Consider the following 17058-nt stretch of genomic DNA (forward strand, 5'->3'; position numbering starts at 1 on the left):
GGGGCGGGGCGGGAACCGCGAGTCGTCATGGCGCGCGGCGGGAGCCGGCGGGATGACGTCGGGGGGCGGGCGCTGGGCGTCCCGGGACGGGCGTCGGAGCGGCGGTCAGCCGGTCCGGCCTCCGGGAAGGGTGTGCGGTGTCGAGGACGACTCAGCGCAGGTCCGCGGTTCCCACGGGCATGCACATTCGTGCCGCGACGACGTCGCAGAGCACGGTCGGCTGCCGGTGGGAACGCATGTGACGACCTTGACAGGACGACCACGACCCGGGAAGCCGCGTCCCATCATGTGAGCGCGGGGCACGGCTCCCGGTCCGGGGACCGGGTCGCGGGTCAGCGCACCGCGTCGTCCACGAGCCCGAGGACCTCGTCGTACGCGGCGAGGGCCTGCTCGACCTCCGCCGGCGTGACCACGCACGGCGGCACGACGTGGATGCGGTTGTCCGCGAGGAACGGCAGGACCCCGCGTGCCACGAGCTCCGCCTTGACCGTGCCCATGACCGCCGCGCTGAACGGCTCCCGCGTGGTGCGGTCGGCCACGAGCTCCAGCGCCCAGAACACCCCGAGGCCGCGGGCCTCCCCGACGGACGGGTGCCGCTCGGCGAGCGCGTGCAGCCCCGGGCCGAGGACGTCGGCGCCGATGCGGGCGGCGTGCTCCACGACGCCCTCGTCCTCCATCGCCTCGACCGAGGCGACGATCGACGCCGCCGCGAGCGCGTGCCCGGAGTAGGTGAGCCCGCCGGGGAAGACGCGGTCGTCGAAGGCGGCGGCGATCTCGTCGGAGATGATCACGCCTCCGACGGGCACGTAGCCGGAGTTGACGCCCTTCGCGAACGTGATGAGGTCCGGGCGGACCGACCAGTGGTCGCGAGCGAACCAGGCACCCGTGCGGCCGAACCCGGCCATGACCTCGTCGAGGATCAGCATGATGCCGAAGCGGTCCGCGAGCGCCCGGACCCCGGCGAGGTAGCCGGGCGGCGGCACGAGGACGCCGGCCGTCCCCGGCACCGTCTCCAGCAGGATCGCGGCGACCGAGCCGGGGCCCTCCGCCTCGATGACGCGCTGGAGGTGGTGCAGCGCGCGGGCCGCCTCCTCCTCCGGCGTCGTGGCCCAGAACTCGGTCCGGTACAGGTACGGGCCGAAGACGTGTACGTGGCCGGTGGCGTACTCGTTCGGGATCCGGCGCCAGTCCCCGGTCGCGACGACGGCCGCGCCGGTGTTGCCGTGGTACGAGCGGTAGGTCGAGATCACCTTGTCGCGACCGGTGTGCAGGCGCGCCATCCGGATGGCGTTCTCGTTCGCGTCCGCGCCGCCGTTGGTGAAGAAGACCTTCGACATCCCCTCGGGGGCGTGCCGCAGGATCGCCTCGGCCGCGCGTCCGCGGGACAGCTCCGCGTGCGGCGGCGCGACCATGGGCAGCCGCGCGGCCTGCTCCTGGATCGCGGCGACGACCCGTGGGTGGCAGTGCCCGATGTTCATGTTGACGAGCTGGCTGGAGAAGTCCAGGTAGCGGCGGCCCTCGTCGTCCCACACGACGCTGCCCGACCCGCCGGCGAACGTCAGCGGGCGCAGCGCGCCCTGGGCCGACCACGAGTGGAAGACGTGCGCGCGGTCCAGCCGCAGCGCCTCGCCGGGCGCGCCGGGTCCTCCCCGTCCGGTCGTGCCACCGGTGCTGCTCGCCTGGTCGACCACGTGGGTCATCTCCTGCCTCCTGGTCGTGCGGACGCGCCTCGTCGCGCGACCCCTGCGCAGTATGACCCGCGGACCGGCTGCCCGGGGAGGGGGGCCGCGACATGATCACCCCGCAGGGGCGGTGGCAGGATGGGCCCATGGCGGCAACCCTGTGGCTCACCGGTGACGACGCGGCGGACCGGCTCCTGACCGAGGACCCCTTCGCGCTCCTCGTGGGCATGCTCCTGGACCAGCAGGTCGCGATGGAGACCGCCTTCGCGGGCCCCGCGAAGATCGCGGACCGGATGGGCGGCTGGGACGTCCGCGCGATCGCCGACGCGGACCCCGACGCCTTCGCCGCGCTGTGCGCCACCCCGCCCGCGGTCCACCGCTACCCCGGGTCGATGGCCGGCCGGATCCAGGCCGTCGCCCGGGCCGTCGTCGACGAGCACGACGGCGACGTCACCCGCCTGTGGACCGAGGGGGCTCCCGACGCCCGGGAGGTGCTGCGGCGCCTCAAGGCCCTGCCCGGCTTCGGGGACCAGAAGGCGAGGATCTTCCTCGCGCTGCTGGGCAAGCAGCGCGGCGTGACCCCCGCGGGCTGGCGCGAGGTCGCCGGGGACTACGGGGCGCCGGGCGCGCACCGGTCGATCGCGGACGTCACCGACGCTGAGTCCCTGATGACGGTGCGCGAGACCAAGCGCGCGCTGAAGGCGGCCGCGAAGGCGCCGAAGGGCTGAGCCCCGGCCTTCTCAGCCGGCGTCGGCCGCCCGGACCCCGGCCTCGTAGCCGGCGTCGTGACCCTCCGCCCATCCCGCCCGGTACCCCTCGTGCCGCCCCTGCTCGTGCGCCTCGACGCTCCCGAGCCGGAACAGGTCCTCGTCGGAGGGCCGCACGAGCGCCCGCGCGCCCGGGCCGTCGTCGTCGGTCACGTGCTCGGCCAGCCCGCGCACGACGGCGACGGGGCGGCCGTCCGCCTTGCCGCGGACGAGCTCGCTCGCCGCCGCGACCTCGTCCGCGACGGCCGTCACCGTGACCGACAGCGGCCGCCCGTGCGCGTCGACGCCGCCGCGCAGGTCCAGCAGCGGACGCAGGCCGGCCGCCCCGATCGCCATGTCGGTCAGCCCCGCACGCCAGGGCCGGCCGGCCGTGTCGCTGAGGACGACGGCGAGCCGGACGCCCAGTCGCGCCTGCAGCGCCTGCCGCAGCCGCCGCGCCGAGGCGTCCGGGTCCTCGGGCAGCAGCAGGACGGTGCCGTCGGGGGTGTTGGACGCGTCGACCCCGGCCGCCGCCATGACGAGGCCGAGCCGGTTCTCGACGATCCGCAGCACCCCCGACCCGTCGGGGTACGGCCGCGTCGCGACGACCCGCACCGTCTCGGCCGTGATCGCGTCCTCGCGGTCCGCCGCCTCGACGACCCGCCCCTCGGCCTTCGAGACCACCTTGCTCGTGACGACGACGACGTCGCCGTCGCGCACGTCGCCGTCGTCCGCGAGAAGGTCGCCCACGAGGCGGGCGAGGTCGTCGCCCGGGCGGACCTCCCCCATCCCGACGGGTGCCCACACCTCCAGCCGCGCGGCCCGGGCGCCCTGCCCGTCCGCGCGCGGCGTCGCGTCCTCGGGCGTCGTCCCGCCTGGGGGCGCCCCGGTCACCGGACCAGCGCGGGCAGGACGTCGCGGCCGAACACCTCGATCCACTCCCGCTGGTTGCGCCCGACGTTGTGCAGGTAGATGCGGTCGAACCCGAGGTCCGCGTACCGCTGGAGCTCGGCCCGGTGGACGTCCGGGTCCGCCGAGACCACCATCCGCCCGGCGAAGTCCTCGGGACGCACCAGGCGTGCCATCTGCTCGAAGTCGGAGGGGTTGCGCACGTCCGCCTTCGGGAAGCGCATGCCCCCGTTGGGCCACTCCCGCAGGGCGTTCGCCATGGCCTCCTCGTCCGTGGCGGCCCAGGACAGGTGCACCTGGAGGACCCTCGGCATCGTGGCCGGGTCCCGGCCGGCCTCGCGGGCCCCCTCGTCGAACCGGGCGAACAGGTGCGCGATCTTCTCCGGCGGGGCGCCCACCGTGATGAGTCCGTCGGCGTGCCGTCCCGCCCGCCGTGCCGTCACCGGCCCCGCCGTCGCGACCAGCACCGGGGGTGCCTCGTCGGGCATCGTCCACAGGCGCGTCGACTCGAGCCGGTAGTACGTGCCGTGGTGCTTGACGTCACGGCCGGCGAGGGACCCCGTGAAGAGCTTCCGGATGATCTCCAGCGCCTCGAACATCCGGTGGATGCGCTCGGGCGCCTCCGGCCAGTACCCGCCGACGACGTGCTCGTTGAGCGCCTCGCCCGAGCCGATGCCGAGCCAGTGCCGCCCGGGGTACATGGCGGCGAGCGTCGCCGAGGCCTGCGCCACCATCGCGGGGTGCCAGCGGAACGTCGGGGCCGTGACGCCGGGCCCGATGTCCCCGGCCGTCCGCTCCCCCAGCGCGGCGAGCACGTTCCACACGAAGGACGACTGCCCCTGCGCCGGGACCCACGGCTGGAAGTGGTCGGCGGCCATGACGCCGGAGAAGCCGTGCTGCTCGGCCAGCACCGCGAGGTCGAGGACCTCCCGCGGGTCGAACTGCTCGAGTGCGGCCGCGTACCCCACGGTGAGCGCCACCACGGCACCACCTCTCTCGCCGGTCCCTGCCCGCCGGTCACCGGCCGGGCGCCCGTCGTCGGCCGGGCGCTGCGAGCGTAGCCCCGGCGACCGACGCGTCCCCTCGGCCGGCCCCGGGCGGGGCCGGCCGAGGGGACGGCCTCACTCGTAGGACACGGCGTCCAGCACGTCCATCCGGGCGGCCCGGACCGCCGGCCACAGGGCCGCGAGGACGCCGATGACGACCGCGAGGGCGACGAGCACGCCCAGCTGACCCCACGGGATCGCCAGCTCGCTGAGCCCCTCGTCGGCGAAGACCGTGGGCAGGGTCGACGCGAGACCGACGCCGACGGCCACGCCCAGGACCGTGCCGAAGACGGCGGTCAGGACGGACTCGATGGTGACGACGGAGGCCAGCTGCAGCCGGCCCAGCCCGACCGCCCGCAGCAGGCCGATCTCCCGCGTCCGCTCCGCGATGGACAGCGCGAGCGTGTTGACGATGCCGAGGACCGCGATGACGATCGACAGCCCGAGCAGCGCGTAGAGGATGACGAGCACCTGGTCGACCTGGTCGGCGAGCTGGTCGGCGAACGCCTCGTTGTCCAGGACGGACAGGACGACGTACGGCTGCACCACCGTCGTGATCTCCTCACGCAGCGCGGCGACGTCCGTGCCCGCGGTGGCGACGACGAACACCGTGTCGATCGAGCCCTCAGCGGTGGGCACCAGGGTGAGGAACACGTCCTCCGGCAGGACGACCGGCGCGCCCAGGGCGCGGGACTCGATGACGGCACCGATCGTGACGACCTCGCGCCCGAGCGCCCCGACGAGCTCGAGCTCGTCGCCGACGGCCCAGTCCTCGTCCTGCGCCCGCTGCTCCTGCACCGCGACGGCGCCGTCGGCGAGCGAGTCGAACGACCCGTCGACGAGCCGCACGTCCAGGGCGGTGCCGAACGCGCCCGGCGGCAGGGCGACCGCGAAGGTCGCGTCCCCGTCGACCGCCACCCCGCCGACGCGCACGGCGTCCGCGCGCGCCACGCCGTCCAGGGCGGCGACCTGCCCGACGACCTCCTCCGGGACCGCCTGGGTGGCGGACTGGATCAGCAGGTCCGAGGTCGACTCGTTCTCGACGATGACCCGGGTCGAGGCCTGGGTCGAGGTGGCCAGCACGGCCGCGGCACCGACGAGGGCCATGCCGATCATCAGGGCGCTCGCCGTGCTCGCCGTCCGGCGCGGCAGGCGCGTGACGTTGCCGCGGGCGAGCGCACCGAGCGGGCGGACGGTCGCGACGACGGGCGCCGCGAGCACGCCGAGCGCAGGGGGCACCACGGCCGGCGCCAGGAGCAGCACCGCCAGCACGACCGCGGCGGCACCGATCCCGAGCACCGTCCCGGCGTCCCCGACGCCCTGGGTCGCCGCCGCCACGGCGACGACCCCCCCGACGAGGAGGACCGCGCCGGCCGCGGCACGCACCGTCGAGCCCCGGTCGTGGGTCGCGACCTCGTCGCGCATCGCCTCGACCGGCGGCGTGAGCGCCGCACGGCGCGCGGGGACCGCCGCGGCCACGACGCTGACCAGGGTGCCGGTGAGCACGGAGACGAGGACCGTGAAGCCGTCGAGCGGGATGCGGCCGGACAGCTCCATCCCCATCGAGGCGAAGAACCCGCGCAGACCGGCGACCAGGGCGACGCCCGCGCCCACCCCGGCGGCCGAGCCGAGGACCCCGACGACGACGGCCTGGACCAGGATCGACGTGAACACCTGCGCCGGCGAGGCGCCGACGGCACGGAGCATCGCGAACTCGCGCTGCCGCTGCCGCACGACCATCTGGAAGGTGTTCGCGATGATGAACGCGCCGACGAAGAGCGAGATCGCGGCGAAGACCAGCAGGAACGTCGAGATGAACCCGAGCACCTCCTGCACCGACTCCTCCGACTCCGTGCGCAGCTGCTCGCCGGTCACGGCGGCGACCTCGGACCGGTCGATCGACGCCTCGAGCCGCTCGACGAGCTCGGCCTCCGAGACGCCCTCCTCCGCGTAGACCGCCATCGTCGACACGGTGCCGTCGGCCGCGTAGGCGGCCGTGGCCGTCGCGACGTCGAGGAAGACGATCGTCGCGCCCGCCACGGGAGCGCCGAACGCGACCTCGCCCACGACCTCCGCCTCGACGAGCCCCTGCCCGACGACCACGGTCGTCGTGTCGCCGACCTCCAGGCCGGAGGCCGCCAGGCTGGCGGACTCCAGGGCGATCTCGTCGGCGCCGTCCGGCGCGCGCCCGGCCACGACGGTCGCCGCCGGGTCGTCCGGGTGCAGGCCGACGGCGAAGCTCGGGGCGCCGCCGCCGCTGATGACCGCCGTGCCGTCCGCCCCGACGACCACGACCGGCCCGGTGAGGTCGGGCAGGACCGTGCGGACGCCGTCGACGCGCTCCGCCTCCTCGGCGAGGGCGAGCGGGATGCGGTTGCGACCCGCCCCGGTCGTGGGGTCCGTCGCGCCCGCCGTCTCCTGCGCCCCGCGCAGGTAGGCGTCGCCGACGAGCGAGCTGCTGATGATGTCCGTGAAGGTGCTCGAGAGCATCGACCGCAGGGAGAACGTGCCCGCGACGAACGCGACCCCGAGCAGGACGGCCAGCACGGACAGCAGGAAGCGGCCGAGGTGGCTGCGGATGCCGCGCAGCGCGACCCGGGTCACCGGGCCACCGCACCCTGGACGACGTCGTCGGCGTGACGGCCGGGCCGGGCCGGCTGGGCGTGCGCCGGCGACAGCTCGCGCAGCGCGTCCAGGACGCTCTCGGACGTCGGGTCCTCGAGCTCGCCGACGAGCCGTCCGTCGGCGAGGAACAGCACGCGGTGGGCATAGGAGGCCGCCGTCGGGTCGTGGGTGACCATGACGATCGCCTGGCCCAGCTCGTCGACCGACCCCCGCAGGAAGCCGAGGACCTCGGCCGAGGACCGCGAGTCCAGGTTGCCGGTCGGCTCGTCGGCGAAGACGACGGCGGGCCGGGAGATGAGGGCCCGGGCGCAGGCGACGCGCTGCTGCTGGCCGCCGGACAGCTCGCCCGGGCGGTGGTCGAGGCGGTCGCGCAGGCCGACGGCGTCCACCACCGTGTCGAACCAGTCGCGGTCCAGCCGGCGCCGCGCGATGTCGAGCGGGAGGGTGATGTTCTCCTCCGCCGTGAGGGTGGGGATGAGGTTGAACGCCTGGAAGACGAAGCCGAGCCGGTCCCGGCGCAGGCGCGTGAGGCGGCGCTCGCTCATGCTCGAGACCTCCTCCCCCGCGACGACGACGGAGCCGGCGGTGGGGCTGTCCAGACCGGCCATGCAGTGCATGAGGGTCGACTTGCCGGAGCCGGACGGGCCCATGATCGCCGTCAGCTCGCCGGCCTCGAGGTCGACGCTGACGCCGTCGAGCGCCCGGACCACGGCCTCCCCCTTGCCGTACGTCTTCACCAGGTCCCGCGCCGAGGCGATCGGGCCCACGCCCGGGTCGGCGGCCAGTGCTCGCATGTGTCCGTCCTTGGTCCTGCCCGCCGGTGACCGGTCGGGCGCTGCACGGGCCGCCGTCGACGGCCCGTCGTGTGTGGTCGTGCGTGCCGATCTTCGCGGAGAGCCGGGCGGTCCGGCATCGGGGACCGCCCGGAGCCCTCCCTGAGTAGGAGCGCCCCGGGACCCCGGGACGTTCCCGCCGGGTCGGGGTCGACCCTCAGGGGCGACCCGGGGTCGGCGTCCCGGCCCGGCTCCGGCGGGGCCGCGAGTCTGGGAGAATCGGCGCCCATGAGCGAGCAGACCCCCACGAACCCCCTCCCGGAGGCGACGTCCGCGACGATGTCGTCGAGCGCGCCCCTGTCGCGCGTACCGGAGAAGGTGAGCCTGGAGGGCCTGGAGGACCGCTGGTCGCACGCCTGGGAGGGGCAGGGGACGTACGCGTTCGACCGGACCCGGACCCGCGCCGAGGTCTACTCCATCGACACGCCGCCGCCCACGGTGTCCGGCTCGCTGCACGTCGGCCACGTCTTCTCCTACACCCACACCGACGTCGTCGCGCGGTTCCAGCGCATGCGCGGTCGTGAGGTCTTCTACCCGATGGGCTGGGACGACAACGGCCTGCCCACCGAGCGGCGCGTGCAGAACTACTTCGGGGTCCGCTGCGACCCCGCTCTGCCGTACGACCCCGGCTTCACCCCGCCCCAGGTCGGCGGCGAGGGCAAGAGCGCCCGGGCCGCGGACCAGGTCCCGGTCTCGCGGCGCAACTTCGTCGAGCTCTGCGAGCGGCTGACCGTCGAGGACGAGCAGCAGTTCGAGGCGCTGTGGCGGCGGCTGGGGCTGTCCGTCGACTGGTCGCAGACCTACCAGACCATCGACGAGCGGTCCCGCGCGGTCGCCCAGAAGGCCTTCCTGCGCAACCTCGCGCGCGGCGAGGCCTACCAGGCCGAGGCCCCGGGCCTGTGGGACGTGACGTTCCAGACGGCCGTGGCGCAGGCGGAGCTCGAGGCCCGCGAGTACCCCGGGCACTTCCACCGCGTGGCCTTCCACCGCACCGACGGCACGGGTGCGGTGCACATCGAGACGACGCGGCCCGAGCTCATCCCGGCGTGCGTCGCGCTCATCGCGCACCCCGACGACGAGCGCTACCAGCACCTCTTCGGCACGACGGTCCGCTCGCCGCTCTTCGACGTCGAGGTCCCGGTCCTCGCCCACCCCGCCGCCGAGCCGGACAAGGGCGCGGGCATCGCGATGTGCTGCACCTTCGGCGACCTCACCGACGTGCAGTGGTGGCGCGAGCTCCAGCTGCCCACCCGCTCGGTCGTGCAGCGCGACGGTCGGCTGGCGGCCGAGACCCCCGAGTGGATCACCAGCGGCAGCGGCCGCCGGCACTACGCGGACATGGCGGGCCGGACGACGTTCTCCGCGCGGACCGCCGTCGTGGACGCGCTGCGCAGCTCGGGCGACCTGGACGGCGAGCCCGCCGCGACGCAGCGCATGGCGAACTTCTACGAGAAGGGCGACAAGCCCCTGGAGATCGTCACCTCCCGCCAGTGGTACATCCGCAACGGCGGCCGCGACGAGGGCACCGGCGCCGGCCTGCGCGAGGGCCTGCTGGCCCGGGGCGCGGAGCTGCAGTTCCACCCCGACTTCATGCGCGTGCGGTACGAGAACTGGGTCAACGGCCTCAACGGGGACTGGCTGATCTCGCGCCAGCGATTCTTCGGCGTCGCCATCCCCCTGTGGTACCCGCTGACGGCCGACGGCGAGGTGGACCACGACCGTCCGATCGTCCCCGACGAGGCGCTGCTGCCCGTCGACCCGAGCAGCGACGTGCCGCCCGGGTACACCGAGGACCAGCGCGGCGTGCCCGGCGGCTTCGTCGGCGAGGCCGACGTCATGGACACGTGGGCGACGTCGTCGCTGACGCCGCAGATCGCCGGCGGCTGGGAGCGTGACCCGGACCTGTTCGAGCGCGTCTTCCCCATGGACCTGCGCCCCCAGGGGCAGGACATCATCCGCACCTGGCTGTTCTCCACCGTCCTGCGCTCCCACCTCGAGCACGGCTCGCTGCCGTGGCGGCACGCCGGCATCTCGGGCTGGATCCTGGACCCGGACCGCAAGAAGATGTCCAAGTCCAAGGGCAACGTCGTGACGCCCATGGGGCTCCTGGAGGAGCACGGCTCCGACGCGGTGCGGTACTGGGCGGCCTCGGCACGCCTGGGCACGGACGCGGCCTTCGAGGTCGGCCAGATGAAGATCGGTCGGCGCCTGGCGATCAAGGTGCTCAACGCGAGCCGGTTCGCCCTCGGCTTCGCCGGGGACGACGTCCCGCTGGACCGCCCGCTCGACCCGGCCGACGTCGTCGTCCCGCTGGACCGGGCGATGCTGGCCGGCCTGGCCGACGTCGTCCGCCGCGCGACCGAGGCCCTGGAGGCCTACGACCACACCCGCGCCCTGGAGCTCACCGAGACGTTCTTCTGGACGTTCTGCGACGACTACCTGGAGCTCGTCAAGGACCGCGCCTACGGCTCCGGTGACGAGGTGCCGACGGCCGAGACGGTCTCGGCCCGCACCGCGCTGGGGCTCGCGCTGGACGTGCAGCTGCGGCTGCTCGCACCGGTGCTGCCGTTCGCCACCGAGGAGGTCTGGTCCTGGTGGCGCAGCGGCTCGGTGCACCGTGCGCCGTGGCCGACGCCGGACGCTCTGCCCGCCGGCGACGTCGACCCGGCCACCCTCGACGCCGCCGGGCGTGCGCTGGCGGCGCTGCGCAAGGTGAAGTCCGAGGCCAAGGTCTCCATGCGGACGCGGATCCTCACCGCGGAGCTCGCCGTCCCGACCGCCCAGCTGCCGCTCGTGGAGGCCGCCGTGCAGGACGTCCGGGCCGCGGGACGCGCCGTCGACCTGACGCTCGTGGGCGAGGACGGCCTGGAGGTCGCCGTCGTGCGTGGTGCCGAGCTCGAGCAGGGCTGAGGTGCGCGAGTCGGTCAGCCCGTCCCTCGCGACGGTCGACCCGACGCTGGCCGTCCCGGGACTGCTGGCGCGCCGGCTGGCCCAGGACCCGCACGCCACACTGGTCGAGCGGAAGTCCGCCCTCGGCAGCGCGTGGACGCCCGTGAGCGTCCGCTCGTTCGCCGACCAGGTGACCGCGGTCGCCCGAGGGCTCGTCGCACTCGGCGTCGAGCCCGGCGACCGGGTGTCGATCATGAGCCGGACGCGCTACGAGTGGACGCTGCTCGACTTCGCGGTCTGGGCGGCCGGTGGCGTCCCCGTCCCGGTCTACGAGACGTCGTCCGCCGAGCAGGTGGCGTGGATCCTGTCCGATGCCGACGTGCGGCTGGCCGTCGTCGAGACGAGCGCGCACGCCGCCGTGACGGAGTCGGTCCGCGACCGGGCCCCCGGGCTCGGCGAGGTGCTCGTCCTGGACGACGGCGCCGTCGACCGGCTGACCGCGGCCGGCGCGGCCGTGGACCCGGCCGAGGTCGAGCGCCGCAGCGCGGCGACGGTCGGGAGCGACCTGGCGACCCTCATCTACACCTCGGGGACGACGGGCCGACCGAAGGGCGTCGAGCTCACCCACGGCAACTTCGTCGCCCTCAGCCTCGAGGGCGTCGCCGGCCTGTACGACGTGTGCGCCGCACCCGGCTCCCGCACGCTGCTGTTCCTCCCGCTGGCCCACGTCTTCGCACGCTTCATCGAGGTGCTCTGCGTGGCGTCCGGTGCGGTGCTGGGCCACACGCCGGACACGAAGAACCTCGTCGCGGACCTGGGCACCTTCCGGCCCACGTTCCTCCTGGCCGTCCCCCGCGTCCTCGAGCGGGTCTACAACGCCGCCGAGCAGAAGGCCGGCACGGGCGTGCGCCTGCGGCTCTTCCGGTGGGCGGCCAAGACGTCGATCGTCTGGTCGCGGGCCCTGGACCTGCCGGGCGGACCCTCCGCGGCGCTGCGCGCGCAGCACCGGCTGGCCGACCGTCTGGTGCTGTCCAAGGTGCGGCACACCCTCGGCGGAGCGGTCCGGTACGCGGTCTCCGGGGGCGCCCCTCTGGGCGAGCGTCTCGGTCACTTCTACCGCGGGCTCGGGCTCACGGTGCTCGAGGGGTACGGGCTGACCGAGACGACGGCGCCGACGGCCGTCAACCGGCCGGGATCGGTGCGCATCGGGACGGTGGGGCACCCGTTCCCGGGCACGGCCGTCCGGCTCTCGGCCGACGGCGAGGTGCAGGTGCGCGGACCCCACGTCTTCCGCGGGTACCACCGGAACCCCGCGGCCACGGCCGAGGCGTTCGACGACGGCTGGTTCCGCACCGGCGACCTGGGCGAGCTGGACGACGCGGGGACGCTGCGGATCACCGGCCGCAAGAAGGAGATCATCGTCACGGCGGGCGGGAAGAACGTCGCGCCCGCCGCCCTCGAGGACCGGCTGCGCGGGCACCCCCTCGTCTCCCAGGTCGTCGTCGTGGGCGACGCGCGCCCGTACGTCGGCGCCCTCGTCACGCTGGACGCCGAGATGCTCCCGGGCTGGCTCGCCGGGCACGGGCTGCCGGAGATGGACGTGGCGACGGCGGCACGCCGCCCCGAGGTCCTCGCGGCGCTCGACCGGGCCGCGGAGCGCGCGAGCGAGGTGGTCTCGCGCGCCGAGTCGATCCGTCGCGTGCGCGTGCTCGCCGTCGACTTCACCGAGGCGAACGGCTACCTGACGCCGTCGCTGAAGGTGCGGCGGTCCGCGGTGCTCGACGACTTCGCCGGCGAGGTGGACGCGCTCTACGCCTGACCCGTCAGCGCCGCCTGATCCGTCAGTGCGGGTGAGCGCCGGTCAGTGCCGGTCAGTGGCGACGCCGGTGGGTGTCGGCCGTGTACGCGGGAGCCGTCTCGTGCGGCGTCGCGGCGTCCGTCCACCGCAGCACCGCGCCCAGCCCGTCGACCAGGGGGACGGTCCCCTCCAGCGCGAAGGTGAACCCGGCGTCCTGCGCGAGGGCGGCCCGCAGCACCGCGATGTCGGCGCGCATCTCGCGCACCTGGTCCGCGGGGACGCCGAGCGCCGCGACGTCGCTGCGTGAGGTCCCGATCTGCAGGGGCTCCGGACCCACGAAGACGGAGCGGTCGTTGAGGTGCGCCACCGAGTCCCCCGCCGCGTTCCGCAGCACGACGAGCTCCGCCACCTGCCCCTTGCGCAGGACGTCGACGACGTCGCCGAGCTCGGTCACGCCGCCGTCGCCACGCCCGAGCGCCTCGCGCAGCCGGTCCACCACCGACTCGCGGCGCTTGGCGCGGTGCGCGTCGAGCGCCTCGCCCACCCGACGGGCGAACACGTCCTCCTTCACGCCCTCCGCCCGCGAGCCCCCAGGCACCTCGACGAGCAGGTCGCGGGCCGCGTGACCCAGGTGCTCCCGCAGGTAGGTCACGGCCCGCACGTCGCCGGTGACGAGGACGAGCTCGGGACGGTGCCGGGCGACCACCCTGTCGATCTGCTCCGCCACCGCCTCGGCGTTGCGCTCCCACGAGTCCTCCGCGCGGGCCTGGAAGCGACCCTGCGACCACCCTCCGCTGCCCGACTTGTGCAGGACGTCGTGCCCGCCGTCGACGTGGCCCAGGTCCTCGTCCGCGGCGTGCGACCGGGACCCGGACCAGGTGAGGTCGGCACCGGACCGGTCCACCTCGACCTGGAGGTAGCGCACGGCCTCGTCGGCGGCGCGCACGGCCGGGAGCAGCGACGGCGTGCCGTCGTAGAGCGCCTCGTCCCGCACGGGTGCGGTCGCGAGGACGGCGTCGAAGAGGATCCGGTCCCCGCCGGCCACGACGTAGCGCCCGTGCGGGCCCGGGACGTGGTCGGGCCGGGTCACGGCCTCCTGGATGAGGTCCAGCGTGGCGGGCGGTGCACCGCGCTGCTCGAGCTCGCGCCGCAGGCTGTTCCAGCGGCTCCGCACCTCCCGGTCCCCTGCCTCGTCGGCACGCGTCGCGTCGAGGACGACCGTGGTGAGCGGGCCGTCGTGGTGGAGCAGGGGCTTGAGCGGGTCGAGCTTCATCGAGCACCTCACGATCGGGTCGCGGGAGCCGGCGGAACCGGCTCGTCGGTCCCGTCCCACCCTGGCCCACTCCGACGGCGGACGCCAGCCCCCGACGCTCCCGATCTCCCCGACCTGGGCGGCCGCACGGCGCCGGTCCTCGCGCCGGTCCGCGGGCGCGCAGAGACCACTCCTGAGCGGCCCCGTCCGGCCCTCGCCGGCCGGTGGGACCGGGCCGGTCCGATCAGGCCGACTTCTCCCGCGGGGTGCGCTTGGCCGGGGCCTCGCGCGGCACGATCGTCGGGTTGACGTTCTCCAGCACGACCGCCCGCGTGATGACGACGCGGGCGACGTCGTCCCGGCTCGGGACGTCGAACATGACCTGCTGGAGGACCTCCTCCAGGATCGCTCGCAGACCCCGAGCACCCGTGCCGCGCAGGAGCGCCTGGTCGGCGACCGCCTCGACCGCGTCCGGGGTGAACTCCAGCTCCACGCCGTCGATCTCGAACATCCGCTGGTACTGCTTCACCAGGGCGTTGCGCGGCTCGGTGAGGATGCGCACGAGCGCCGCCTGGTCCAGCGGCGAGACGGTCGTGATGACCGGCACGCGGCCGATGAACTCGGGGATGAGCCCGAACTTGAGCAGGTCCTCGGGCATGACCTCGCCGAACACGTCGACGTCGTCGGCCGAGTGCAGCGGGGCACCGAAGCCGATGCCCCGACGGCCGGCACGGGAGGTGATGATCTCGTCCAGCCCGGCGAACGCACCAGCGACGATGAACAGGACGTTCGTCGTGTCGATCTGGATGAACTCCTGGTGCGGGTGCTTGCGTCCGCCCTGCGGCGGCACCGACGCGGTCGTCCCCTCGAGGATCTTCAGGAGCGCCTGCTGGACGCCCTCGCCCGAGACGTCGCGGGTGATCGACGGGTTCTCGCTCTTGCGGGCGATCTTGTCGACCTCGTCGATGTAGATGATCCCCGTCTCGGCCTTCTTGACGTCGTAGTCGGCGGCCTGGATGAGCTTGAGCAGGATGTTCTCGACGTCCTCGCCCACGTAGCCGGCCTCGGTGAGCGCGGTGGCGTCCGCGATCGCGAAGGGCACGTTGAGCATCTTGGCGAGCGTCTGGGCGAGGTACGTCTTGCCGCAGCCCGTGGGGCCGATCAGGAGGATGTTCGACTTGGCCAGCTCGACGTCGTCGCCGGCGCTCCGGGCGGCCTCGCCGGCCTGGATCCGCTTGTAGTGGTTGTAGACCGCGACGGCCAGCGACCGCTTGGCCGGCTCCTGCCCCACGATGTACTGCTCGAGGAACTCGAAGATCTCGCGCGGCTTGGGCAGCTCGACCATGCCGACCTCGGTGGCCTCGGCGAGCTCCTCCTCGATGATCTCGTTGCAGAGGTCGATGCACTCGTCGCAGATGTAGACCCCGGGGCCGGCGATGAGCTTCTTGACCTGCTTCTGGCTCTTGCCGCAGAAGGAGCACTTGAGCAGGTCCGCGCCCTCGCCGATCCGTGCCACCGCTGACTCCCTCCTGGTGGGCGCACCGTTGTGCGCCCTTCACCGCGTCCCCACCATTCCACACCACGTGCACGGGGCTGTCAGCCCGGCGCACGGGGCGTGTCCGGATCGATACGGAGGACGCGTGCTGCTCCGATCGACCGCGCGGGGCACCTCCTGAGGTGCCCCGCGCCGACGCTCAGGACGAGGCGGCGGACAGCGTCGCTGCCTTCCGGCTCTCGAGCACCTGGTCGACCAGGCCGTACTCGTGCGCCTGCGCGGCCGTGAGGATCTTGTCGCGCTCGATGTCGCTGCGCACCTTGTCGACCGGCTGCCCCGAGTGCAGGGCGATCGTCGCCTCGAGCCACTCCCGCATGCGGATGAGCTCGTTGGCGTGGATCTCGATGTCCGAGGCCTGCGCGTAGCCGCCGCCCTCCATGGCGGGCTGGTGGATCAGCACGCGGGCGTTCGGCAGCGCGAGCCGCTTCCCCGGTGCGCCGGCGGCCAGCAGCACCGCGGCAGCCGACGCGGCCTGGCCGAGGCAGACGGTCTGGATCTGCGGCTTGATGTACTGCATCGTGTCGTAGATCGCCGTCAGGGCCGTGAAGGAGCCGCCGGGCGAGTTGATGTACAGGATGATGTCGCGGTCCGGGTCCTGGCTCTCCAGGACGAGGAGCTGCGCCATGACGTCGTCGGCGGACGCGTCGTCGACCTGGACGCCGAGGAAGATGATCCGGTCCTCGAACAGCTTGGTGTACGGGTCCTGGCGCTTGAACCCGTAGGCCGTCCGCTCCTCGAACTGCGGCAGGACGTACCGCGACGACGGGGCGCCGAACGGCAGCGCGCGGCTGCCGGCGGTCGTGCCGGCCAACGCCGACGCGCGGGCGATGAACTGGTGCTCGGTGCTCACTGGTGCTCCTCGATGTGTGGTGGCCGACGGGCGGGGCGCTCGGGTCAGGACCCGGCCGTGCCGCCGCCTCCGCTGACCGAGCCGGCGTGCGTGACGACGTGGTCGATGAACCCGTACTCCAGCGCCTCCGGCGCGGTGAACCAGCGGTCGCGGTCCGAGTCGGCGTTGATCTGCTCGACGCTCTTGCCGGTCTGCTCCGCGATGAGCTCGGCGAGCACGCGCTTCATGTGGAGGATCAGCTCGGCGTTGATGCGGACGTCCGTCGCCGTGCCGCCGATCCCGCCGGACGGCTGGTGCATCATCACCCGGGCGTGGGGCGTGGCGTACCGCTTGCCCTTCGCACCGGACGAGAGCAGGAACTGCCCCATCGACGCGGCCATGCCCATCGCGACCGTGGCGACGTCCGGCTTGATGAACTGCATCGTGTCGTAGATCGCCATGCCCGCGGTGATGGAGCCGCCGGGCGAGTTGATGTACAGGTAGATGTCCTTGTCCGGGTCCTCCGCCGCGAGCAGCATCATCTGCGCGCAGATGGCGTTCGCGTTCTCGTCCCGGACCTCGGAGCCGAGCCAGATGATGCGCTCGCGCAGAAGACGGTTGTAGATGCTGTCGTTGAGACCCATCGAGGGCGCGTCCCCGCGCGCCCCGCGCGGTGTCAGGTCTGCCTGCGTGTCGTTCACAGCTCTCCTCGTCCTCGACCACCCGGGCGGCCCCCGGGACTCGACGTGTGCAGCGACCCTAACGCGGGCCACCGACCCGCGATGCCCGCCCCGGGAGCGTTTCGCTGACGGCGCACGGCCCTCCGGTCGTCCCCGGCGCGCGCCCCGGCCGGAGGGCGGCCCGAGGCCTGCCCGCGCCCGCGCGGACGGGGCG

At 74.1% G+C, this 17058-nt stretch carries 12 protein-coding genes; 3 read left to right on the top strand and 9 right to left on the bottom strand.

The window, feature by feature from the left end; genetic code table 11:
• Window positions 1-332: 332 nt before the first annotated feature.
• Window positions 333-1691: an aspartate aminotransferase family protein gene (locus N866_RS06165; protein ID WP_425393952.1), complete on the bottom strand. Its 1359-nt coding sequence runs from the start codon at window positions 1689-1691 to the stop codon at window positions 333-335.
• 137 nt (window positions 1692-1828) lie between these two features.
• Here N866_RS06165 and N866_RS06170 point away from each other — a divergent pair, with 137 nt between their 5' ends.
• Complete coding sequence (locus N866_RS06170) at window positions 1829-2410, top strand: HhH-GPD-type base excision DNA repair protein (protein WP_034224171.1); 582 nt, start codon at window positions 1829-1831, stop codon at window positions 2408-2410.
• A 12-nt stretch (window positions 2411-2422) separates the two neighbouring features.
• On the opposite strand, the gene N866_RS06175 is transcribed toward N866_RS06170, so the two are convergent.
• The 4 genes from N866_RS06175 to N866_RS06190 all read right to left on the bottom strand — a co-directional run bounded on the left by N866_RS06175 (window position 2423) and on the right by N866_RS06190 (window position 7802).
• Window positions 2423-3322: a coenzyme F420-0:L-glutamate ligase gene (locus N866_RS06175; RefSeq protein ID WP_281173197.1), complete on the bottom strand. Its 900-nt coding sequence runs from the start codon at window positions 3320-3322 to the stop codon at window positions 2423-2425.
• Entirely contained in the window at window positions 3319-4317 is a 999-nt protein-coding gene (locus N866_RS06180; protein WP_034224194.1) for a TIGR03557 family F420-dependent LLM class oxidoreductase, read from the bottom strand. Before N866_RS06180 ends, N866_RS06175 begins: the two co-directional genes overlap by 4 nt.
• 141 nt (window positions 4318-4458) lie before the next feature.
• Window positions 4459-6987 (bottom strand): ABC transporter permease, encoded by a 2529-nt coding sequence (locus N866_RS06185; RefSeq protein WP_034224174.1) that lies wholly within the window; start codon window positions 6985-6987, stop codon window positions 4459-4461.
• Window positions 6984-7802, bottom strand: a complete 819-nt coding sequence (locus N866_RS06190) for an ABC transporter ATP-binding protein (protein WP_052022470.1) — start codon at window positions 7800-7802, stop codon at window positions 6984-6986. Before N866_RS06190 ends, N866_RS06185 begins: the two co-directional genes overlap by 4 nt.
• Window positions 7803-8069: 267 nt before the next feature.
• On the opposite strand from N866_RS06190, the gene valS reads away from it, so the two are divergent.
• Together valS and N866_RS06200 are read left to right on the top strand one after the other, a co-directional pair.
• Complete coding sequence (gene valS / locus N866_RS06195) at window positions 8070-10751, top strand: valine--tRNA ligase (protein WP_034224177.1); 2682 nt, start codon at window positions 8070-8072, stop codon at window positions 10749-10751.
• A gap of 1 nt (window position 10752) precedes the next feature.
• Complete coding sequence (locus N866_RS06200; RefSeq protein ID WP_034224200.1) at window positions 10753-12549, top strand: AMP-dependent synthetase/ligase; 1797 nt, start codon at window positions 10753-10755, stop codon at window positions 12547-12549.
• Window positions 12550-12601: 52 nt separating this feature from the next.
• On the opposite strand, the gene N866_RS06205 is transcribed toward N866_RS06200, so the two are convergent.
• From N866_RS06205 to N866_RS06220, 4 genes are all read right to left on the bottom strand, one after another.
• Window positions 12602-13801 (bottom strand): baeRF2 domain-containing protein, encoded by a 1200-nt coding sequence (locus tag N866_RS06205; protein WP_034224180.1) that lies wholly within the window; start codon window positions 13799-13801, stop codon window positions 12602-12604.
• Window positions 13802-14024: 223 nt separating this feature from the next.
• On the bottom strand, window positions 14025-15296 hold the full coding sequence (gene clpX / locus N866_RS06210; protein ID WP_034224183.1) for an ATP-dependent Clp protease ATP-binding subunit ClpX: 1272 nt from the start codon (window positions 15294-15296) through the stop codon (window positions 14025-14027).
• A gap of 178 nt (window positions 15297-15474) precedes the next feature.
• Window positions 15475-16185, bottom strand: coding sequence for an ATP-dependent Clp protease proteolytic subunit (locus N866_RS06215; protein ID WP_034224186.1), 711 nt, complete (start codon window positions 16183-16185; stop codon window positions 15475-15477).
• Window positions 16186-16229: 44 nt separating this feature from the next.
• Window positions 16230-16808, bottom strand: coding sequence for an ATP-dependent Clp protease proteolytic subunit (locus N866_RS06220; protein WP_052022472.1), 579 nt, complete (start codon window positions 16806-16808; stop codon window positions 16230-16232).
• Between the last annotated feature and the right edge of the window lie 250 nt (window positions 16809-17058).

Origin of the sequence: Actinotalea ferrariae CF5-4 (genome assembly GCF_000603945.1) — a bacterium.
Lineage (GTDB): Bacteria > Actinomycetota > Actinomycetes > Actinomycetales > Cellulomonadaceae > Actinotalea > Actinotalea ferrariae.